The following is a 16633-nucleotide window of genomic DNA, read 5'->3' on the forward strand; positions in this document are numbered from 1 at the left end:
GTCTGCGTCGGCGCATCCGGGTGTCACGCGCGGGTTTTGCGTTTGCGCTGCCAGGTGTCCGCCGCGACTGCGGCGACGATGACGAGACCGGTGACGACGGTCTGCCAGAACGACGAGATGCCGTTGATGTTCAGGATGTTCTGAAGCACTCCGATGAAGACCACGCCGATGACGGTGCCCCACATGGTGCCGGAGCCTCCGAACAGGGCGGCCCCGCCGATGATGACGGCCGAGATGACGGTGAGCTCGAGTCCGCTGCCGGTGACGCCCTGCACGTAGGACAGGAACGAGAGGCCGAGCACTCCGGCGACGGCCGCGGTGAATCCGGAGAGCACGAACGCCGCGACCTTCACGCCGGAGACGTTGATGCCTACCAGGCGCGCTGCCTCTTTGTTGCCGCCCACCGCGTACGTGTTGAATCCCAGCCGCGAGCGGGAGAGGAGCACGACCCCGAGCGCGACGATCACGATGAAAAACAGCAACTGCATCGGGATGACGCCGAACAGCCTGCCCTGACCGAGCAGGTTGAATTCGGCGACACCGGAGTTCGACGCGCTGAGTGAGATGGGGGCGCCGTCGGAGATGAGCAGGGCGACGCCGCGGAAGACGCTGAGGCTTCCGAGCGTCACGATGAACGACGGGACGCCGAGCAGCACAACCGCGAGTCCGTTGAGGAGACCGGCGACCACACCGACGAGCAGGCCGATGACGATCGCGAGCGGCCAGGCCACCCCGGCGGCGATGGCCATGCCCGTGCTGATCGCGGAGAGGGCGTAGATCGAGCCGACGGAGAGATCGATCTCGCCGTTGACGATGACGAACGTCGCCCCGACGGCCATGATCCCGATCTGCGAGACCTGCTGGCCGACGGACAGCAGGTTCCCGCCCTGCAGGAAGCTGGGCGAGAGCACGGTCCCGAGCACGAAGAGCAGCACCAGCGCTGCGAACACTCCGGCCTCACGGGCGTGCAGGATCTTGCGGAAGTCGATCGCGCTCCGTTGCGGCGCTGAGGTGGTGGCGGTCATCGAGTCGGTCCATTCGTCTGGGTGAGCTGAGCGCGGGTGGGAAGGGCGGGGATGACCCCGGGGATCGACACCGTGTGGGCGCCGGCGAGGGCGGCGAACGCTGCGGCGTCTGCGAGTGTCTTGCCCTCGGCGATCGCGACGGCGAGGGCCGCGGTGAAGGAGTCGCCTGCCCCGGTGGTGTCCACGACGCGCACGGGGACGGCGGGTGGGATGGCCACGATGGTGTCTGCAGGGTTGTCGGCGTCGGCGTCGGCGTCGCTGTCGCTGAGCAGGGCACCATCGGATCCGCGGGTCAGGATGACCCCGCCGTCGAGCCGTTCGCGGAGCGCCTCGACCAGTTCCCGCTCGCTGCGTCCGTGATCCGGTCCGAGCCCGAGGAGCACGGGCGCCTCGGTCTGGTTGGGGGTGATGATGTCGATGAGCGCCCAGGCGTCGTCCGGCAGAGCTTTCGCGGGCGCGGGGTTGAGCAGGGTGCGGGTGCCTTCCTCCCTGGCGATCCGCAGGGCGGCGACGACCGCATCCATCGGGATCTCCATCGAGACGACCAGGATGTCGGCGGCGGCGATCTCGTCGCGGAACGTCTCGACGGCGGCCTCCCCCAGCTCATCCAGTGCACCGGGCGCGATCGCGATGCGGTTCTCCCCGGACGGTTCGACCAGGATGAAGCCGACCATCGTCGCGCCAGCGCCGGTCACGACCTTGGATGCGTCGACACCCTCCGCCCGCCACAACTCGCGCGCCGCTCGCCCGAAGTCGTCGTCTCCGACGGCGGTGAGCAGGGAGACGTCCGCGCCGAGCCGCGCGGCGGCGACGGCCTGGTTCGACCCCTTGCCGCCTGGCCCACTGTCGAACGTGCCTCCCGACACGGTCTCGCCGGCTTCGGGCGCCAAGGGAACACGCATGGTGAGGCCGGCTCCGTAGCTACCGACAACGGCAATCTTCATTGATTCGGGTACTTCCTTGTACGTGGACAACTATGAACATGAGCGAGTCTATGTACATAGTTGTCCACGCGTCAAGCCGACGCGTGGAAGCGTGTGCGTCCGGTGCCGCGCGCTACCCGCGCCGCAGGCGCAGCGACGAGTTCAGGTACGCGGCCGCGACCGCCAGCGAGAAGGCGATGGCCACGACGTACAGCGGCGCGTACGCGTCGGCGTTCGCTGCGCTGACGCCGGTCGAGACGGCCTGGAGGGCGAAGAACCCGGCCAGCACGAATCCGGCGGCCGGCTTCGCGGTCATGCGCCAGAGGGGTCGCGGCGCCATCGCGTCCTCGTCCTCGCCCCGGAAGACCCGCGCCCCGAACACGATGACGGCACCGAGGACCGCGCAGTACAGGACGAGGCCACCCGTCACGCTGAGCGCCAGCGCCCCGAACACGGCGGCGACGACCGCGGCGACGCACCCGAGGACGACGAACGTCGCTTTGGCCTGCGGGGATGTGATGCGCGGCATCGGGAGCTCCTCGGTGGGGGACGTCGGAGTCCAGCCTGGCAGATCGCCTACCCCCGCCAACGACAAAACCCCCGCCGAAGCGGGGGCCGTGTCTACTGTCTCAACCAGTGTGCGCCCGGAGGGATTCGAACCCCCAACCTTCTGATCCGTAGTCAGATGCTCTATCCGTTGAGCTACGGGCGCAATGCCTTCGAACATTGCTGCTCGCGGGCCGGATTAGAGCTTACATGACACCGTCGAGTACCGCCAATTGGCGCTTCAACGCCACCTGGCGGTAGGAGGTTTCGATCAGTTCGGCGAGCTCTTTCCAGGTGGCGTCGTCGGCGGCCTGGTCGATGTCGATGCCCAGCCAGCCGGATGCTCCCCAGTATTTGGGCACGAAGAAGCGAGGGTCCTCGTGGAAGGCTCTCGCCTCATCCGGGTCCGGCTTGAAGACCAGCGAGTACGGGCGCGCGAGGCCGCTTCCGGCGAGGGCGAAGACCTTTTTGCCTGCCCGGAAGGTGGGGCGTCCCCAGGTCTGGACCTCGACGGCGTCGGGAAAGCGGAGGCAGATGGCGCGCATCCGTTCGACGAACGGGTCGCCGTCTTCGAAGAGTTCCGGGTGATCCATCTGGCGAGGGTACCGCTCAGGCGAACACCTCGTCGAGGAAGCAGACCATCGCGCGCCAGCTGCGCGCGTCCGCCGTCGGGCGGTACCTGTCCGTTCCGGGGATCGTGAACGCGTGCGGCGCACCGGAGTATGTGGTCACCTGCCAGTCGACGTGCGGGGCGGTGCGCAGCTCGTTCTCGAACGCGACCACCGCATCCGGGGGCACCACGGGGTCGTCGCCGCCGGTCAGCACCAGGAGGGATGCGGCGATCGCCGCGGCGTCGGACGGATCGTGCGCGATCAGCCCACCGTGGAACGACACCACACCGCGGGCGGGTGCTCCCGTGCGCGCGAACTCGATCGCGGCCGTACCGCCGAAGCAGTAGCCGATGACCGCGAGCCGGGCCGGGTCGACGGTGGGATGCTGCTGCAGCACCGTGAAGCCGGCGGCGACCCTGGTGCGCAGCAGCGCGAGGTCGTTGTAGTACTTCGCCGCCTCCGCGGGAGCCGCGTCGCCCTGCGGTCGCACGCCGACGCCGTACAGGTCGGCCGCGAACGCCACGTAGCCGAGGCGGGCGAGCATCTGGGCGCGCATCCTGACCGTGTCGCCGACGCCGTGCCAGTCGTGCAGCAGGAGGACGGCCGGGCGGCGCTCGTCGGCCTGCGCATCCCTCGCCAGGTAGCCCTCGAGGGCCACCCCCTCGTGCTCGTAGCCGAGCGTCTCGGTCTCGATCACCGCCCTGTCGCGGATCGGCACCTGCGCGAGCAGCGCCTCATGGGCGGGCGAGAGGGGCGACGGGGAATCGAACGTCACAACAGCTCCAGAGTCTTCGGTGCACACGCGACGGATGTCGCCTGCGGCCTGGCCTGCTGTGGCTCGAACGCGGAAAGCGCGCGGAAGCCCGATCGGGTGCGGGTCGGGTTCCCACGGCGCCAGCCTACCTCGGGTTCCGTTCGTGCGCGACGGACGTACGATGGGCGCATGGCCACGGAGTTCAGCAATGAAACGGATGCGAAACGGTACGCCATGCACATCGACGGTGAGCTCGTCGGCGTGCTGGACTACAGCATCCTGGGCGGTTCGATCTCGCTGACGAGGGCGTTCACCACTCCCGCGAAACGCGGGAAAGGGTATGCGGCGCAGCTGGTCGAATACGCCGTGAACGACATCGAGGCGAACACCGAGCTGCGGATCGTCCCGATGTGCTGGTACGTCGCCGACTGGTTCGAGGCGCACCAGGAGCGGTCGGGGCTGCTCGCCCGCAGGGCCGGCTGAGCCGTGCCGGAGCGCACAGCGGCGCGGATCACCGCGTTCGGCGACGCCGACGTCGTCCAGCTCGTCGACGAGGAGGTGCGCGCACCGCGCGGCACAGAGGTGGTCGTGCGGGTCACCCACGCGTCCGTCGGGTCGACGGACGTGCTCGCGCGCCGCGGCGGTTACGTCTTCCACCCGTTCCCCGGGTTCGTCCCCGGATACGACTTCGTCGGCGTGCTCGAGACCGAGTCGGCCGTCTCGTCCGTGCTGGGTCTGCGCGCCGGAGCGCGCGTCGCCGGGGTGCTGCCCGGGATGGGCGCGCACGCCACCCGGCTGGTCATCCCCGCCTCGCTCCTCGCCCCCGTTCCGGACGGACTCGACTCCGCGGTCGCCGCGACGGCGCCGCTCGACCTGGTGACCGCATCCCACGCCCTCCGGCTGGCGGAGGTGGATGCGGGCGGCAGCATTCTCGTCCAGGGCGTCACCGGCCCGGTCGGTTCGTACGCCGCGCAGCTGGCCACGCGCGAGGGGCTGACGGTGTTCGGCAGCGCATCCACCCGGTCGAGGGAAGCGGCGGAGGCACTGGGCGTGACGTTCGTGGACTACACCGACCCGCTCTGGGCGGCGCGCGTCAAGAACGCGACGGACGGCGGGGCCGACGCCGCCATCGACCACACCGGGTCACCGGAGGTGCTGACCGCCCTCTCGCCGCGCGGCACCTGGGTGCACACCGCGTTCGTCGGGCGCAGAGGACACGAGCGCGGCGACTCGCTGCGCGGCTCGCTCACCGCCGCAGCACACCGCTTCGGAGCGCAGCGGCAGCGGGTGTGCTCGGTGCCGGGGCTGGTCGCGACGAGACGCAACGACTACCGCCGCGACCTCACGGCACTGCTCGGGATGCTCGCCGCCGGTGAGCTGACCGCCCCCGCCGTGGATGCGGTGCCGTTCGAGCGGATCCGGGATGCGCACCGCGCGGCAGACCGGGCACAGCGCGGCCGCAAGGTCGTCGTGACGATGCCGGAGGGACCACGGACGGTCGTTGACCCCGCCCGGCGTGTGTGGGAGAGAACGCTCCCTCCCACACACGCAGCGGGTAAGTAGCCGGCGCGGTCGAAAGGGCCCCTGGTCCCAGCGTCTGCGCCAGCCGACCCCTTAAGCAAACCTCTTTGCATACCGGTCGGTCAACACGGACCCCTTCTTCTGGGGCGCTCGCCGCGTCAGGGCTGCGTCAGGCAGCGGGCGGTGCGGGCGGCGTCGGCCCGGTCGGCGCGGCGGGCGCCGCGGCGGCAGGCGCTGGCGCTGGCGGCGCTGCATGCGCCCCACCGGCGGCCCCTCCGTCGTGCGCGAGGGCGCGGGCCTTCAGGTGCGCGAACTCCTCCTGGGTGATGACACCCTGGTCGAGGAGCTGCTTGGCCTTGGCGATCTCGTCGGCCGGGCTCGTACTCGCGACGGTCCGGATGTACTGATCGGTCGCGCTCTGCACCTGACGCGCTTCCTTCTGGCTGCGCTCCGCCATGCCCGGCCCGCGTGCGATCAGGTAGACCAACGCGGTGAGGAACGGCACGAAGATCAGGAAGATGATCCACAGCGCCTTCCACCAGCCGTTGAGCTTGTGGTCGCGGAACAGGTCGCCCACGATCGAGAACAGCGCGAACAGGTACGCGATGAACGCGAAGCTCCAGAAGAAGAGCCAGATGATGTTCCAGAAGTTATCCCACATGATTCCCCACCCTCCGTGACCCCGGCCGAGGCGGGCCTGGGTATGCGCTGAGAGTAGCGCGGGAGGTTCGGCCCGTCTAGAGCGCTTTACGGCCGGTGTCCTGCGACGGCGGAGCGGTCAGCGGCCGGACTCGCGGGCGTCGCGCGCCGCGCTGAGGTCGGCGTATGCCCGCTCCGTCTCGCGGTCGACGCGCATCCCGCGCGCCTGCAGTGCTGCCGGAAGCCACTCGCTCAACACGAACCGCCGACGACGCGGGATGCGTTCGACCGCGCTCTCGGCGCCGGTCGCGTGGCCGATCCAGCCGTGTTCCATACCCTGTACGAAGATTCCCTGTGCCATGACATGAACGTTACGGAAGAAAACATTCGGCCACGAGATGGCTTTGGGTCTTCCTTCGCAAAGATTCGGCCAGTATGCTGACGGGCATGATCCGCTCTGTCGCAGTGCCGCTCATCGACGACTTCGCCATGTTCGAATTCGGCGTGGTCTGCGAGGTCTTCGGCCTCGACCGCAGCTACGCCGGCATCGAGCCGTTCGACTTCCGGGTGTGTGCGATCGAGCCCGGCGTCCCCATCCCGAACCCGACAGGAGCGCCGATCATCGCGCCGTACGGGCTGGAGGCGATGGACGACGCCGACCTGATCGCCGTGCCGGCCGCGCGCATCAGGGACGAGTACCCGCCCGAGTTGATCGACGCTCTGCGCCGCGCGGCCGACCGCGGCGCGATCCTGCTCAGCGTGTGCTCCGGCGCGTTCATCCTCGGCGCGGCCGGGCTGCTCGACGGCCGCAAGGTCACGACGCACTGGCGCTACGCCGACGCTCTCGCCCGGCGCTTCCCCGCCGCAGATGTCGACGCCGATGTGCTGTTCGTCGACGACGGCAACCTGATCACGAGCGCCGGCACTTCCGCCGGGGTGGATGCGAGCCTGCACCTGGTGCGCAGGGAGCTCGGCAGCGCGACCGCCAACACCATCGCGCGCAACATGGTGGTCCCTCCGCAGCGCGACGGCGGCCAGCGGCAGTACATCGAGCGTCCGGTGCCGGACTGCACGGACGACACCTTCACCGAACTGCTCACCCACCTCACGGAGAACCTCGACGAGAACCACACGGTCAGCGCGCTCGCCGAACGCGTGCACATGTCGACCCGCAGCTTCTCCCGCCGTTTCGTCGCGGAGACCGGGGTGTCGCCGATGCAGTGGCTGACCACGCAGCGCATCCTGCACGCTCGGCTGCTGCTGGAGACGACCGACCTGCCGGTGGATGAGGTGGCTCGCCAGTGCGGGTTCGCCAGCGCGACCCTGCTGCGCCACCACTTCGACGCGGAGGTCGGCGTCGCGCCGACGCGCTACCGCGCCGCATTCGCCCGCAGCGAGCCCGCGCTCACGCCCGCCTCCTGAATCGCGGTGCAGGCAGGCATGAAGAAAGAGGAGCGGTGATGGGGCAGCGGGTGCAGTATGAGCGGTTCGGCGGGCCGGAGGTGCTCGAAGTGGTGGAGGTTCCGCCTCTGACGGCGCCGGCGGGCGGCGTGGTGGTCGACGTGCGGGCGGCGGGAGTGAACCCGATCGACGGGAAGATCCGGTCTGCGCTGCGGCCGAGCGGTCCGATCACCGGGCCGCGCGGGCTCGGTTCGGACGCTGCCGGCGTCGTGTCCGCGGTCGGCGACGGCGTCACGGACTGGGCGGTGGGCGACGAGGTGGTGGTGCGCGGGGCGCACGGGGCGTACGCGAGCCAGCTCACCGCATCCACGGCCCAGCTGGTGCGGAAGCCGGCGACGGTGACCTGGGAGCAGGCCGCCGCGATCGGGGTTCCGGTCAGCACGGCCTACCAGGCGCTGCGTTCGCTGGGCGTCGGGAAGGGGATGACGCTGCTCATCCACGGAGGCTCCGGCAGTGTGGGGCGCGCGGCGATCCAGTTCGCGACGCGTGACGGCGCCACCGTGGTGGCCACGGCGAGCGCGGGCAACCACGACGCCCTGCGCGCGCTCGGCGCGATCCCGGTGGAATACGGACCGGGGCTGGTCGATCGCCTGCGCACCGCTGCCCCGCAGGGCTACGACCGCATCCTGGATGCGATTGGCACCGACGAAGCGCTGGAGGCGTCCTTCGAACTGGTCGACGACCGCTCGCGGATCGGCACCATCGTGATGGGCGCACGCGCCGCCGAGTGGGGCATCCAGGCGTGGGCGGGTGGCAGTCCCGTTCCCCTCACACCGCAGGAGCAGGCGTGGCGGGAGGAGGCGTACGGAGTTGCGCTCGATCTGATCGCGCGCGGCGAGTTCGTGGTCGAGATCGCGCGGACGTTCCCGCTGGGCAAGGCGGCGGATGCGCAGCGGCTGGTGGAGTCCGGTCACCCCGGCGGGAAGGTCATCCTGTTGCCGTGACGAGGGGGCGCAGCGGAGAAGAGGCGCCGGCGGGTGCGCCATAACCCCCGTGACGGCGTCGACCAACACCGGCGCCTCGTGCCCAAAATACTACCATTAACCGGTCGTACGGTTTTTCGCTCCAGCCCTCGCCAGGGGGAGGTCGTCGCCCCGGTAATGACGGATCCTGCGCCAGTTCCGGAGGGCCAGCTGGACGCAGATCGCGACGGTGAGAACACCGCACACGATCACTCCCCAGGCCCGCGGATTCTCGCCCTGCGTCGGGATGGCCACGGCGAGCGCACCGGTCGCGATCGCCGCCAGAACGGCGAACGACAGCCCGATACCCACTCCGCGCCAGGCCTTGGCGCGCTCCACACGGTCGCCCATTCTCCGGAACTTACTCCCGCGGAGCGGTGAACACCAGATGAACGCGCGGTGAAGAGTCTGTGCACCGAGAAACGGCCGCACCCCATTCCGGGGTACGGCCGTTTCTCGTCGTTCGTGGACTATTCCTTGAACGCGTCCTTGACCTTCTCGCCGGCGTTCTTCAGGTCGGCCTTGGTCTGGTCCGCCTTGCCCTCAGCTTCGAGGCGCTCGTTGCCGGTGGCCTTGCCAGCCGCTTCCTTGGCCTTGCCCCCTGCGTTCTCAGCAGCGTTGTGGATCTTGTCGTCGAGTCCCATGACGATCCTCCCTTTCTCACGCATTCGCGTCGGCTGTCCGCCGACCTGTGAACGACGCTCCCACTCCCCGCCCGTCGCTTCTACCCCCTTGCCAGGAACTTCGGAGAATGCGGGCCTTCCCAGCGGGGGCGGACGCGAAGAGGATGACAAACGTGAGCACCAGTAGCTATCGAATCCAGATCACCCCCGAATTCACCCTGCGCGACGCCGCACAACTTCTCGGCTATCTGCGGAGGCTCGGCGCCGGCTGGGTGTACCTCTCCCCTCTGCTGGAGGCGGAGCCGGGCTCAGCACACGGCTACGACGTGATAGACCACTCCCGCGTCGACCCGGCCCGCGGAGGAGAGGATGCGCTGCGCGCGTTCTCCGACGCCGCCCACCGCCGCGGACTGCGGGTGCTCGTCGACATCGTGCCCAACCACGTCGGCATCGCGACCCCGCGCCTGAACGCCTGGTGGTGGGATCTGCTCACGCACGGTCAGGACTCCGCGTACGCCGGCCACTTCGACATCGACTGGGCGGCAGGAGGAGGCCGGGTACGCATCCCGGTGCTCGGCAGCGACGACGACACCGCAGAGCTGCAGCTCGTCGACGGCGAGCTGCGCTACTACGAGCACCGCTTCCCCATCGCCCCGGGCACGGAGGGCGGAAGCCCCGCCGAGGTGCACGACCGCCAGCACTACGAGCTGGTCTCCTGGCGGCGCGCGGACCACGACCTCAACTACCGCCGGTTCTTCGCGGTGAACACGCTCGCGGGCATCCGGGTGGAGGACGAGAAGGTCTTCGACGACTCCCACGTCGAGATCGGCAGGTGGATGCGCGACGGCCTCGTCGACGGGCTCAGGGTCGACCACCCGGACGGCCTCGCCGACCCCGGAGGCTACCTGGAGCGCCTGGCCGCGCTCGCCGACGGCAAGCCGGTGTGGGTGGAGAAGATCATCGAGGGCGACGAGCGCATCCCGGACTGGCCGGTCAGCGGCACGACGGGGTATGACGCGCTGGCGCTGATCGACCGCGTCTTCGTCGACCAGGCGGGCGAGCAGGAACTCACCGAGCTCGCGGGCGACGCGGAGACGGACTGGGCGACGCTCGTGCACGACCGCAAGCGCGCCGTGGCCGACGGCATCCTGAACTCGGAGGTGCGCAGAATCGCCCGCCAGCTGGACGGCGGAGAGGCCGGGGAGGACACGGTCGACGCCATCGCCGAGCTCGCCGCCTGCTTCCCCGTCTACCGCAGCTACCTCCCGTTCGGTCTCGAACACCTCCACACCGCACGGGATGCCGCGCTCGCCTCCCGGCCGGACATCGCCGACGCCATCGGCCGCGTCTCCGAGCGCCTGTCCGACCCTGCCGACCCCGCAGCCGTCCGGTTCCAGCAGACCAGCGGGATGATCATGGCCAAGGGCGTCGAGGACAACGCCTTCTACCGGTACACGCGGCTCATCACGCTCACCGAGGTGGGCGCGGAGCCCGCGGAGTTCGCCGTGTCCGTCGCCACGTTCCACGAGCGGCAGGCCGACCGGCTGGCCCGTCTGCCCGAGTCGCTGACCACGCTGAGCACCCACGACACCAAGCGCGGCGAGGACACCCGCGCCCGCGTCTCCGAGCTCGCGGAGGTGCCGGGGGCGTGGGCGCGGTTCCTGCGGGAGGTGGGCGCCCGCGCATCCATCGGCGACCCGTCGCTGGAGGACGGACTGTGGCAGGCCGCGGTCGGCGCGTGGCCGATCTCGCGTGAGCGGTTGCGCGAATATGCGCTCAAGGCCGCCCGCGAGGCGGGGACGCGCACGTCGTGGACGGACGGGGACGCAGACTTCGAGGAGCGTCTGCTCGGCCTGGTCGACGCGGCATACGACGACGACATCGTGCGCGGGGAGATCGAGGCGATCGTCGCGCGGATCGACGCGGCGGGAGCATCCAACGGCCTCGGCGCCAAGCTGCTGCAGCTGCTCTCCCCCGGGATGCCGGACGTCTACCAGGGCAGCGAGCGCTGGGAGCAGTCGCTGGTCGACCCGGACAACCGGCGCCCGGTCGGCTTCGAGGTGGCGGATGCGCTGCTCGCCAGGATCGACGACGGCTGGCTGCCGGAGATCGACTCCTCCGGGGCCGCGAAGGTGCTCGTCACCTCGCGCGCTCTGCGCCTGCGCCGCGACCGGCCCGACCTGTTCACGACGTACCGGCCGGTGCTCGCGGAGGGCGCTCAGGCCGACCACCTCGTCGGCTTCGACCGCGGCGGCGCCATCGCGCTCGCGACCAGGCTCCCCATCGGCCTCTCCGCTACGGGAGGCTGGGGAGACACCACCATCGACCTCGGAGGACAACGGATGCGCGACGAACTGACCGGTGCGGAGCACACGGGGGTCACCCCGCTGGCCAGGATCTTCGAGCGCTACCCCGTCGCGCTGCTGGTGGCGCTGTGAACCGGCGGTTCCCGGTGTGGGCGCCCGGCGCATCCACCGTCTCCCTGGTGATCGGCGGCGGAGACAGCGGCGCAGAGCACGTCCTGACGCGCACGGACGGCGGCTGGTGGCAGCTCGACGCGCCGCTGCCGGGCGACGCCCCGCTCGACTACGGCTTCGTGGTCGACGGAGACGGGCCGCATCCCGACCCCAGGTCGCTGCGGCAGCCGCACGGCGTGCACGAGCTGAGCCGCGAGTTCGACCCGTCCGCGCACGAGTGGGCGGACGGGTCGTGGCGCGGCAGGGAGCTGACCGGCGCCGTGATCTACGAACTGCACATCGGCACCTTCACCCCCATCGGAACGCTCGACTCCGCCATCGCCCGGCTCGACCACCTCGTCGAGCTGGGGGTGGATGCGGTCGAGGTGCTGCCGGTCAACGCGTTCAACGGCGAGCACGGCTGGGGCTACGACGGCGTGCTCTGGTACGCGGTGCACGAGCCGTACGGCGGCCCCGCCGCATACCAGCGGTTCGTCGACGCCTGCCACGCCCGCGGCCTCGCGGTGATCCAGGACGTGGTCTACAACCATCTCGGCCCGAGCGGCAACTACCTGCCGGTCTACGGCCCGTATCTGGGCGACGGCCACAGCACCTGGGGAGCGTCGGTCAACCTCGACGGGCCGCAGTCCGACGAGGTGCGGCAGTACATCGTCGACAACGCCCTGTACTGGTTGCGCGAGCTGCACGTCGACGGGCTGCGACTGGATGCCGTCCACGCCCTGCACGACGAACGCGCCGTGCACATCCTGGAGGAGCTGGCGACCAGGGTGGACGCGGCGAGCGCCGAGCTCGGCCGCCCGCTCACGCTGATCGCCGAGAGCGACCTCAACGACCCGCGCATCATCCGTGACCGCGCGCGCACCGGCTACGGCATCGGCGCCCAGTGGGACGACGACGTGCACCACGCCATCCACGCGAACCTCACCGGCGAGACCACCGGGTACTACGCCGACTTCGCGGGCGTGGCGTCGCTGGCGAAGGTGTTCGACCGCGGCTTCTTCCACGACGGCACCTGGTCGAGCTTCCGGGAACGCCATCACGGACGGCCACTGGATGCGGACATCCCCCACACCAGGCTCGTCGCGTTCAGCCAGGATCACGACCAGATCGGAAACAGGGCGGTCGGCGACCGGCTCACCGCCACGCTCACCCAGGAGCAGCTGGCGGCCGCCGCGACGCTCACGCTGCTCGGACCGTTCACGCCCATGCTGTTCATGGGTGAGGAGTGGGGCGCGACGACACCGTGGCAGTTCTTCACCTCGCACCTGGAGAAGGAGCTCGGCGAGGCGACGGCCCGCGGCCGGATCGCCGAGTTCGCGAAGATGGGCTGGGATCCCGACGTTGTCCCCGACCCGCAGAATCCGGAGACGTTCGAGCGTTCGCACCTCGACTGGTCCGAGCCGGAGCAGCAGGAGCACGCGCGGCTGCTCGCGTTCTACCGCGACCTCATCGCGCTGCGCCGCACCGTCCCCGCCGATGCGCGGGCGACGGACATCGTCGCAGACGGCGACGTGTTCTCGTTCACCAGAGGTGGGATGCGCGTGCTGGTGAACCTGCGCGGGAACCGCCTGCCGGAAAGTGCGGGTTCGACCCCGGATGCGCTGCTCCGGTTCGGCGACGCTGTGCGGGTCGCGCCCGCGGGCTAGCGGACGCCCCCGCGCCTGTCAACGGGTGGCGGTTGGGAGGGTTTGGAGGCCAGTTCGGAAAGGCGCGGCAAACGTCGCACTTCCGCTGAACAGACGATCCAGACTGCCGAGGAAACAACGCCCGCCGTCGCAATAGCAAGGACGGCACCCGTCGGGAGGACCAGCACAAGTGAAGCCGCAAGGGCCGCGCCAACCGGGTCGACGCCCCAGGTGAGCAACCTGCTCGCTGCGGAGAGACGCCCAAGCCTGGATTCAGGGATGAGCATCTGCTTCAGCGACTCTGTCCCCGTGATGTTGATCATGACGCAGGAAGCCCAGAGACCTAGAGACAAACCCAGAATCACAACGTTGACAATTGGTTCCCCTGGAGCGAGCAACAGCATCCCCAGACCGGCGATCGCTGGCAGCGCGAATGTCGTCGCGAGCGCCCCGATCGGGCGGAGTCGATCCCAGATGCGGTACGCGACACTCATCGAGAGGAGGCCTAGAACGCCGCCGATGGCACCCGCGAATCCGATCTCGGCGGGAGACATCGAACCGGTGCGCAGTGCGTGCGTGACGTAAACCGCTTGTATCGCCGTGGTGAACAGGTTGAAATGGGCGATCGATACATTCACCGGCCAGAGGATGCGGTTCCGACGAAGGATGCTGAACCCGGATCCGAGGGAACGAATATAGTTTTTTGCGGAAAGCCTCTCCGCGCGAGGGGGTTCCCGGTCGCGGATCCGAGAGATCAGGACTGCGGAGGCCACGTACGTAGCCGCATCGGCGAGGAAGAGCGCTACCGGCGAAAGCACCTGAAGTAAGAGTCCCGCCGTCGCTCCGGCTCCGATGTCGCCCGCTGAACGGATACCTGCCACCCAGGTGTTTGCCGCAGGCAGCTTGGTTCGGTGAGTGACCCCCGGTATGAGTGCTGCGAACGCACTGTCGTACAAGCCGGTCAAGCCCGAGACGAGGCCTGCCGCGACGATAAGGACGATGATTGAGAGTCGGTCGGCTAAGAACAGAATCGCGACAGAGCCGAGAATGAGGGCACGCAGGCCCGACATCAACATCATGAACCGTGTCCGGCGCGCACGGTCCGTCCACGGGCTGAGCAGTCCAAGGAACAGAAGGGTGCCAAGTCCTGCTGCTGTGTTGATCCAGGCGACATCCGCAGCCGACGCGCGCAAGTATTGAAGGGCGACGATCGGAATTGCGAAGAGCGTGAGCTGGCTGCCGAAAAACGAAAGAGCTTCGCTCCACCAGAGCCGCTTGAACTCCCTGTTCCAAAGCTTGACGGTGTCCATCATGCGGTGGCACCTGTAGCTTCGATGACACCGCGACCGATGAGCTGGAACAAGACCTCTCTGCACTCACCGTCGCCAGGCTCGACCAAGGTCCAATCGAGCATGGAAAGGCCTGCGAGAGATCTTCCTGTCGCTCCGTTGAGCGTGATTCGGAAGTCAGGAAAGGCGAGTGTGTAGCTGTCCAGATTCTGCGTGACCTTCATGGGCGCAATGAGCCGAACACTGAGTCGGGCGGAATCCAGCGAGTCCCACGAATCGAACGGCAACGCACTCGGCGCGATGCTGATTCTCGCGGGCACAGCTGTGGACGAAACGCGTGCGACAAGCTCCAGAAGCGTCGTTGCAGAGGGATTTTCCGCAGCACTCCATCGCTGGAGCCTGTTGAGTTCGGGATAGACGGAGACGGCTGTCGCGACGGCCTCTTCAAGCAGGTGCTTGAGCCTTGGTCGCTCCACCGAGATGGTGATGTGGATGGAGAGATCAGCCTGCGCTGCCGCAACATGCGGAGTTCCGGCTGGCATGAAGAACATGTCGCCGGGGCGCAAAGTCACGGGGGCGACCTGCTTCATCTGGTCGTTGAACGGAAAGCCAGCTGCCGTCGCGGTCTCCTGACGTTGCGCGGAATCGACGATCCAGTTCTTCGTTCCGTACGTCTGCAGGACGAAGACATCTTCCTCGTCCGTGTGCGGGCTCAGTCCTCGTTTTCCGGGAGGAGTCACATAGGCGGTAGCCGTTGCCGTCAGTCCGAGGGCATCTGACAACGACTCGCAGATCCGAGCAACTGGCTTCGAAAGGTATTCGAGGGAGTCCAGGGTGACGGTGGCGCCCTTGGTGAGCCACTCCGCGACGCGAAGGCCGTCTATTCCGTCCTCTACAGATCGTGTGCCGATGCGGCGGGAGGTCACATAGTCACCGGCAGCGACAGCTCTGCCGGACATGGCAACCCGCACCTGCGGAAAGCGGACAAGAGGATTGCAGAGGAATACGCCGAGTTCTCCTGGTGAAAGGAGTTCTCGCGCAATGACGGCGGGGATGGAGCCCGCTGCGAATTCCTCGCTGTCCCGACTGCCCGCGAGTGAAAGCAACTCCTCAGTGACTTTGGCGTGACTCATGCATTACCCCTTCGAAAGTGGTGAATTGTCGGAAGTCGAGCCACCCTGTGCGCGGGATCTTGAGATCTGAATGCGATCGGAAGCGCGATCGCATTCGGCCGATCACTCTGCGCCGCAGAATCGTGTCGAGATGCTGTTCCACAGATCTCGCCATCTCACGTCGTGAGCTTTCGTTTTCAGTACCCCAGATCTGGCTAGCGGCTTCGCGGAGGTCGCCCGACACCGGAAGCGATGTCCCTTCGATCAAGGCGGTCTCCACGAGCATGCCGAGAGCATCGGGAAACTGGGTCGCGTGTATCTCTAGGCTGAATCCGTGTTGTCGAAGCGATCCGTCGACGAGAGCGCCATACGAGACTCGCGTCGGAATCAGCCGGCCGTTTGACGCGCGCGCGAGCGAGTTCGCAATCTCGCGATTTGGAGGAAACTCGCTGAAGAAGAGCGGCCATTCGTCGTCGATCGCCACCGGACGAGCCTGAGCAGGAGCGTTGCGTTCCCCGGCAAAACGCGTGCTGGTGGCGTCGATCCCTGCAGGCAGACCACGTGCGAGTGCGCAGGAATCGAGAATTTCCCGCGCCGAGTCGGGAGACACGGTCCGTCCGGCGGCCACGATCACATGCATGTCCAGTTCAGGCGAGCGCGCGAACGGGCCGGGATCCTCCCGTGTCCAGAATTGCGGAGGAACTCCGACCCCCCAGCCGATGTCAAGCGCGCCCGCGTCGAACTGACGACGCCCTTCGATGCGAGATCCGGTCGAGACCAGTTCTACGACGGGCGCTGCCGATGAATCTCGGGGGACGAGCACGGTCCGATCGCGATCTTCCCGGAGGAGGAAGTATGCGCCCGAAGAGTGCGAGGGTCTGCGTGGCGCGAATGCGGGGTTCGCCAGCACTCGGTCCAGTATCGCTACGCCGCGCCGAGTGGTGACCCGGATGGTGTCCTTATCGGGAGCTTCGCAGCGACGCAGCAGAGTCGCAAGCCACGCCCAGCGGCGCGATTTCGAAACGTCGGCAAGGCGGCGCGCTACGTGTGCACCGGTTACAGGCT

18 protein-coding genes and 1 tRNA gene are annotated in these 16633 nt (G+C 68.4%); 6 read left to right on the forward strand and 13 right to left on the reverse strand.

Annotated elements, in window-relative coordinates; translation table 11 throughout:
- Positions 1-23 precede the first annotated feature (23 nt).
- The 6 genes from B7438_RS15890 to B7438_RS15915 form a co-directional block, all read right to left on the reverse strand.
- Positions 24-1025: an ABC transporter permease gene (locus tag B7438_RS15890; protein WP_085370659.1), complete on the reverse strand. Its 1002-nt coding sequence runs from the start codon at positions 1023-1025 to the stop codon at positions 24-26.
- A complete protein-coding gene (locus tag B7438_RS15895) occupies positions 1022-1969 on the reverse strand; it encodes a ribokinase (RefSeq protein WP_085370660.1) in 948 nt (315 codons plus the stop codon). Before B7438_RS15895 ends, B7438_RS15890 begins: the two co-directional genes overlap by 4 nt.
- Positions 1970-2081: 112 nt before the next feature.
- A complete protein-coding gene (locus B7438_RS15900; RefSeq protein WP_085370661.1) occupies positions 2082-2477 on the reverse strand; it encodes a hypothetical protein in 396 nt (131 codons plus the stop codon).
- 110 nt (positions 2478-2587) lie between these two features.
- Positions 2588-2660 (reverse strand) — tRNA-Arg (locus B7438_RS15905).
- Positions 2661-2700: 40 nt separating this feature from the next.
- Positions 2701-3087, reverse strand: coding sequence for an MmcQ/YjbR family DNA-binding protein (locus tag B7438_RS15910; protein WP_085370662.1), 387 nt, complete (start codon positions 3085-3087; stop codon positions 2701-2703).
- Between the two features lie 16 nt (positions 3088-3103).
- On the reverse strand, positions 3104-3880 hold the full coding sequence (locus tag B7438_RS15915) for a dienelactone hydrolase family protein (RefSeq protein ID WP_085370663.1): 777 nt from the start codon (positions 3878-3880) through the stop codon (positions 3104-3106).
- Between the two features lie 168 nt (positions 3881-4048).
- Here B7438_RS15915 and B7438_RS15920 point away from each other — a divergent pair, with 168 nt between their 5' ends.
- Positions 4049-4342: a GNAT family N-acetyltransferase gene (locus B7438_RS15920; RefSeq protein ID WP_085370664.1), complete on the forward strand. Its 294-nt coding sequence runs from the start codon at positions 4049-4051 to the stop codon at positions 4340-4342.
- A gap of 3 nt (positions 4343-4345) precedes the next feature.
- The gene (locus tag B7438_RS15925; RefSeq protein WP_256922073.1) at positions 4346-5422 is read left to right on the forward strand and encodes a zinc-binding dehydrogenase; all 1077 of its coding nucleotides are present in this window, start codon (positions 4346-4348) and stop codon (positions 5420-5422) included.
- 127 nt (positions 5423-5549) lie between these two features.
- Here B7438_RS15925 and B7438_RS15930 read toward each other — a convergent pair whose 3' ends face one another.
- Together B7438_RS15930 and B7438_RS15935 are read right to left on the reverse strand one after the other, a co-directional pair.
- Positions 5550-6041, reverse strand: coding sequence for an SHOCT domain-containing protein (locus B7438_RS15930; RefSeq protein WP_179150849.1), 492 nt, complete (start codon positions 6039-6041; stop codon positions 5550-5552).
- 117 nt (positions 6042-6158) lie between these two features.
- Positions 6159-6380, reverse strand: coding sequence for a hypothetical protein (locus B7438_RS15935; RefSeq protein ID WP_256922074.1), 222 nt, complete (start codon positions 6378-6380; stop codon positions 6159-6161).
- Between the two features lie 86 nt (positions 6381-6466).
- Between B7438_RS15935 and B7438_RS15940 the strand changes: the two genes are divergently transcribed.
- Positions 6467-7441, forward strand: a complete 975-nt coding sequence (locus B7438_RS15940) for a helix-turn-helix domain-containing protein (RefSeq protein WP_085370695.1) — start codon at positions 6467-6469, stop codon at positions 7439-7441.
- Positions 7442-7479: 38 nt separating this feature from the next.
- Positions 7480-8424, forward strand: coding sequence for an NADP-dependent oxidoreductase (locus B7438_RS15945; protein ID WP_085370667.1), 945 nt, complete (start codon positions 7480-7482; stop codon positions 8422-8424).
- A gap of 96 nt (positions 8425-8520) precedes the next feature.
- On the opposite strand, the gene B7438_RS15950 is transcribed toward B7438_RS15945, so the two are convergent.
- Positions 8521-8793: a hypothetical protein gene (locus tag B7438_RS15950; protein WP_085370668.1), complete on the reverse strand. Its 273-nt coding sequence runs from the start codon at positions 8791-8793 to the stop codon at positions 8521-8523.
- Between the two features lie 119 nt (positions 8794-8912).
- Entirely contained in the window at positions 8913-9086 is a 174-nt protein-coding gene (locus B7438_RS15955; protein WP_085370669.1) for a CsbD family protein, read from the reverse strand.
- 143 nt (positions 9087-9229) lie between these two features.
- Here B7438_RS15955 and treY point away from each other — a divergent pair, with 143 nt between their 5' ends.
- A complete protein-coding gene (gene treY, locus B7438_RS15960; RefSeq protein WP_085370696.1) occupies positions 9230-11503 on the forward strand; it encodes a malto-oligosyltrehalose synthase in 2274 nt (757 codons plus the stop codon).
- Positions 11500-13188 (forward strand): malto-oligosyltrehalose trehalohydrolase, encoded by a 1689-nt coding sequence (gene treZ, locus B7438_RS15965; RefSeq protein WP_085370670.1) that lies wholly within the window; start codon positions 11500-11502, stop codon positions 13186-13188. The genes treY and treZ overlap by 4 nt, the downstream gene beginning before the upstream one ends.
- On the opposite strand, the gene B7438_RS15970 is transcribed toward treZ, so the two are convergent.
- Genes B7438_RS15970 through B7438_RS20370 form a run of 3 tightly spaced genes read right to left on the reverse strand, consistent with a single transcriptional unit; the run spans position 13185 to position 16478 of the window.
- Positions 13185-14480 (reverse strand): MFS transporter, encoded by a 1296-nt coding sequence (locus tag B7438_RS15970; RefSeq protein WP_085370671.1) that lies wholly within the window; start codon positions 14478-14480, stop codon positions 13185-13187. The genes treZ and B7438_RS15970 overlap by 4 nt on opposite strands.
- The gene (locus B7438_RS15975; protein ID WP_085370672.1) at positions 14477-15589 is read right to left on the reverse strand and encodes a JmjC domain-containing protein; all 1113 of its coding nucleotides are present in this window, start codon (positions 15587-15589) and stop codon (positions 14477-14479) included. The genes B7438_RS15970 and B7438_RS15975 overlap by 4 nt, the downstream gene beginning before the upstream one ends.
- Positions 15567-16478: a hypothetical protein gene (locus B7438_RS20370; RefSeq protein ID WP_143465992.1), complete on the reverse strand. Its 912-nt coding sequence runs from the start codon at positions 16476-16478 to the stop codon at positions 15567-15569. Before B7438_RS20370 ends, B7438_RS15975 begins: the two co-directional genes overlap by 23 nt.
- Between the last annotated feature and the right edge of the window lie 155 nt (positions 16479-16633).

This window comes from Leifsonia sp. NCR5, from assembly GCF_002105485.1.
GTDB lineage: Bacteria > Actinomycetota > Actinomycetes > Actinomycetales > Microbacteriaceae > Leifsonia.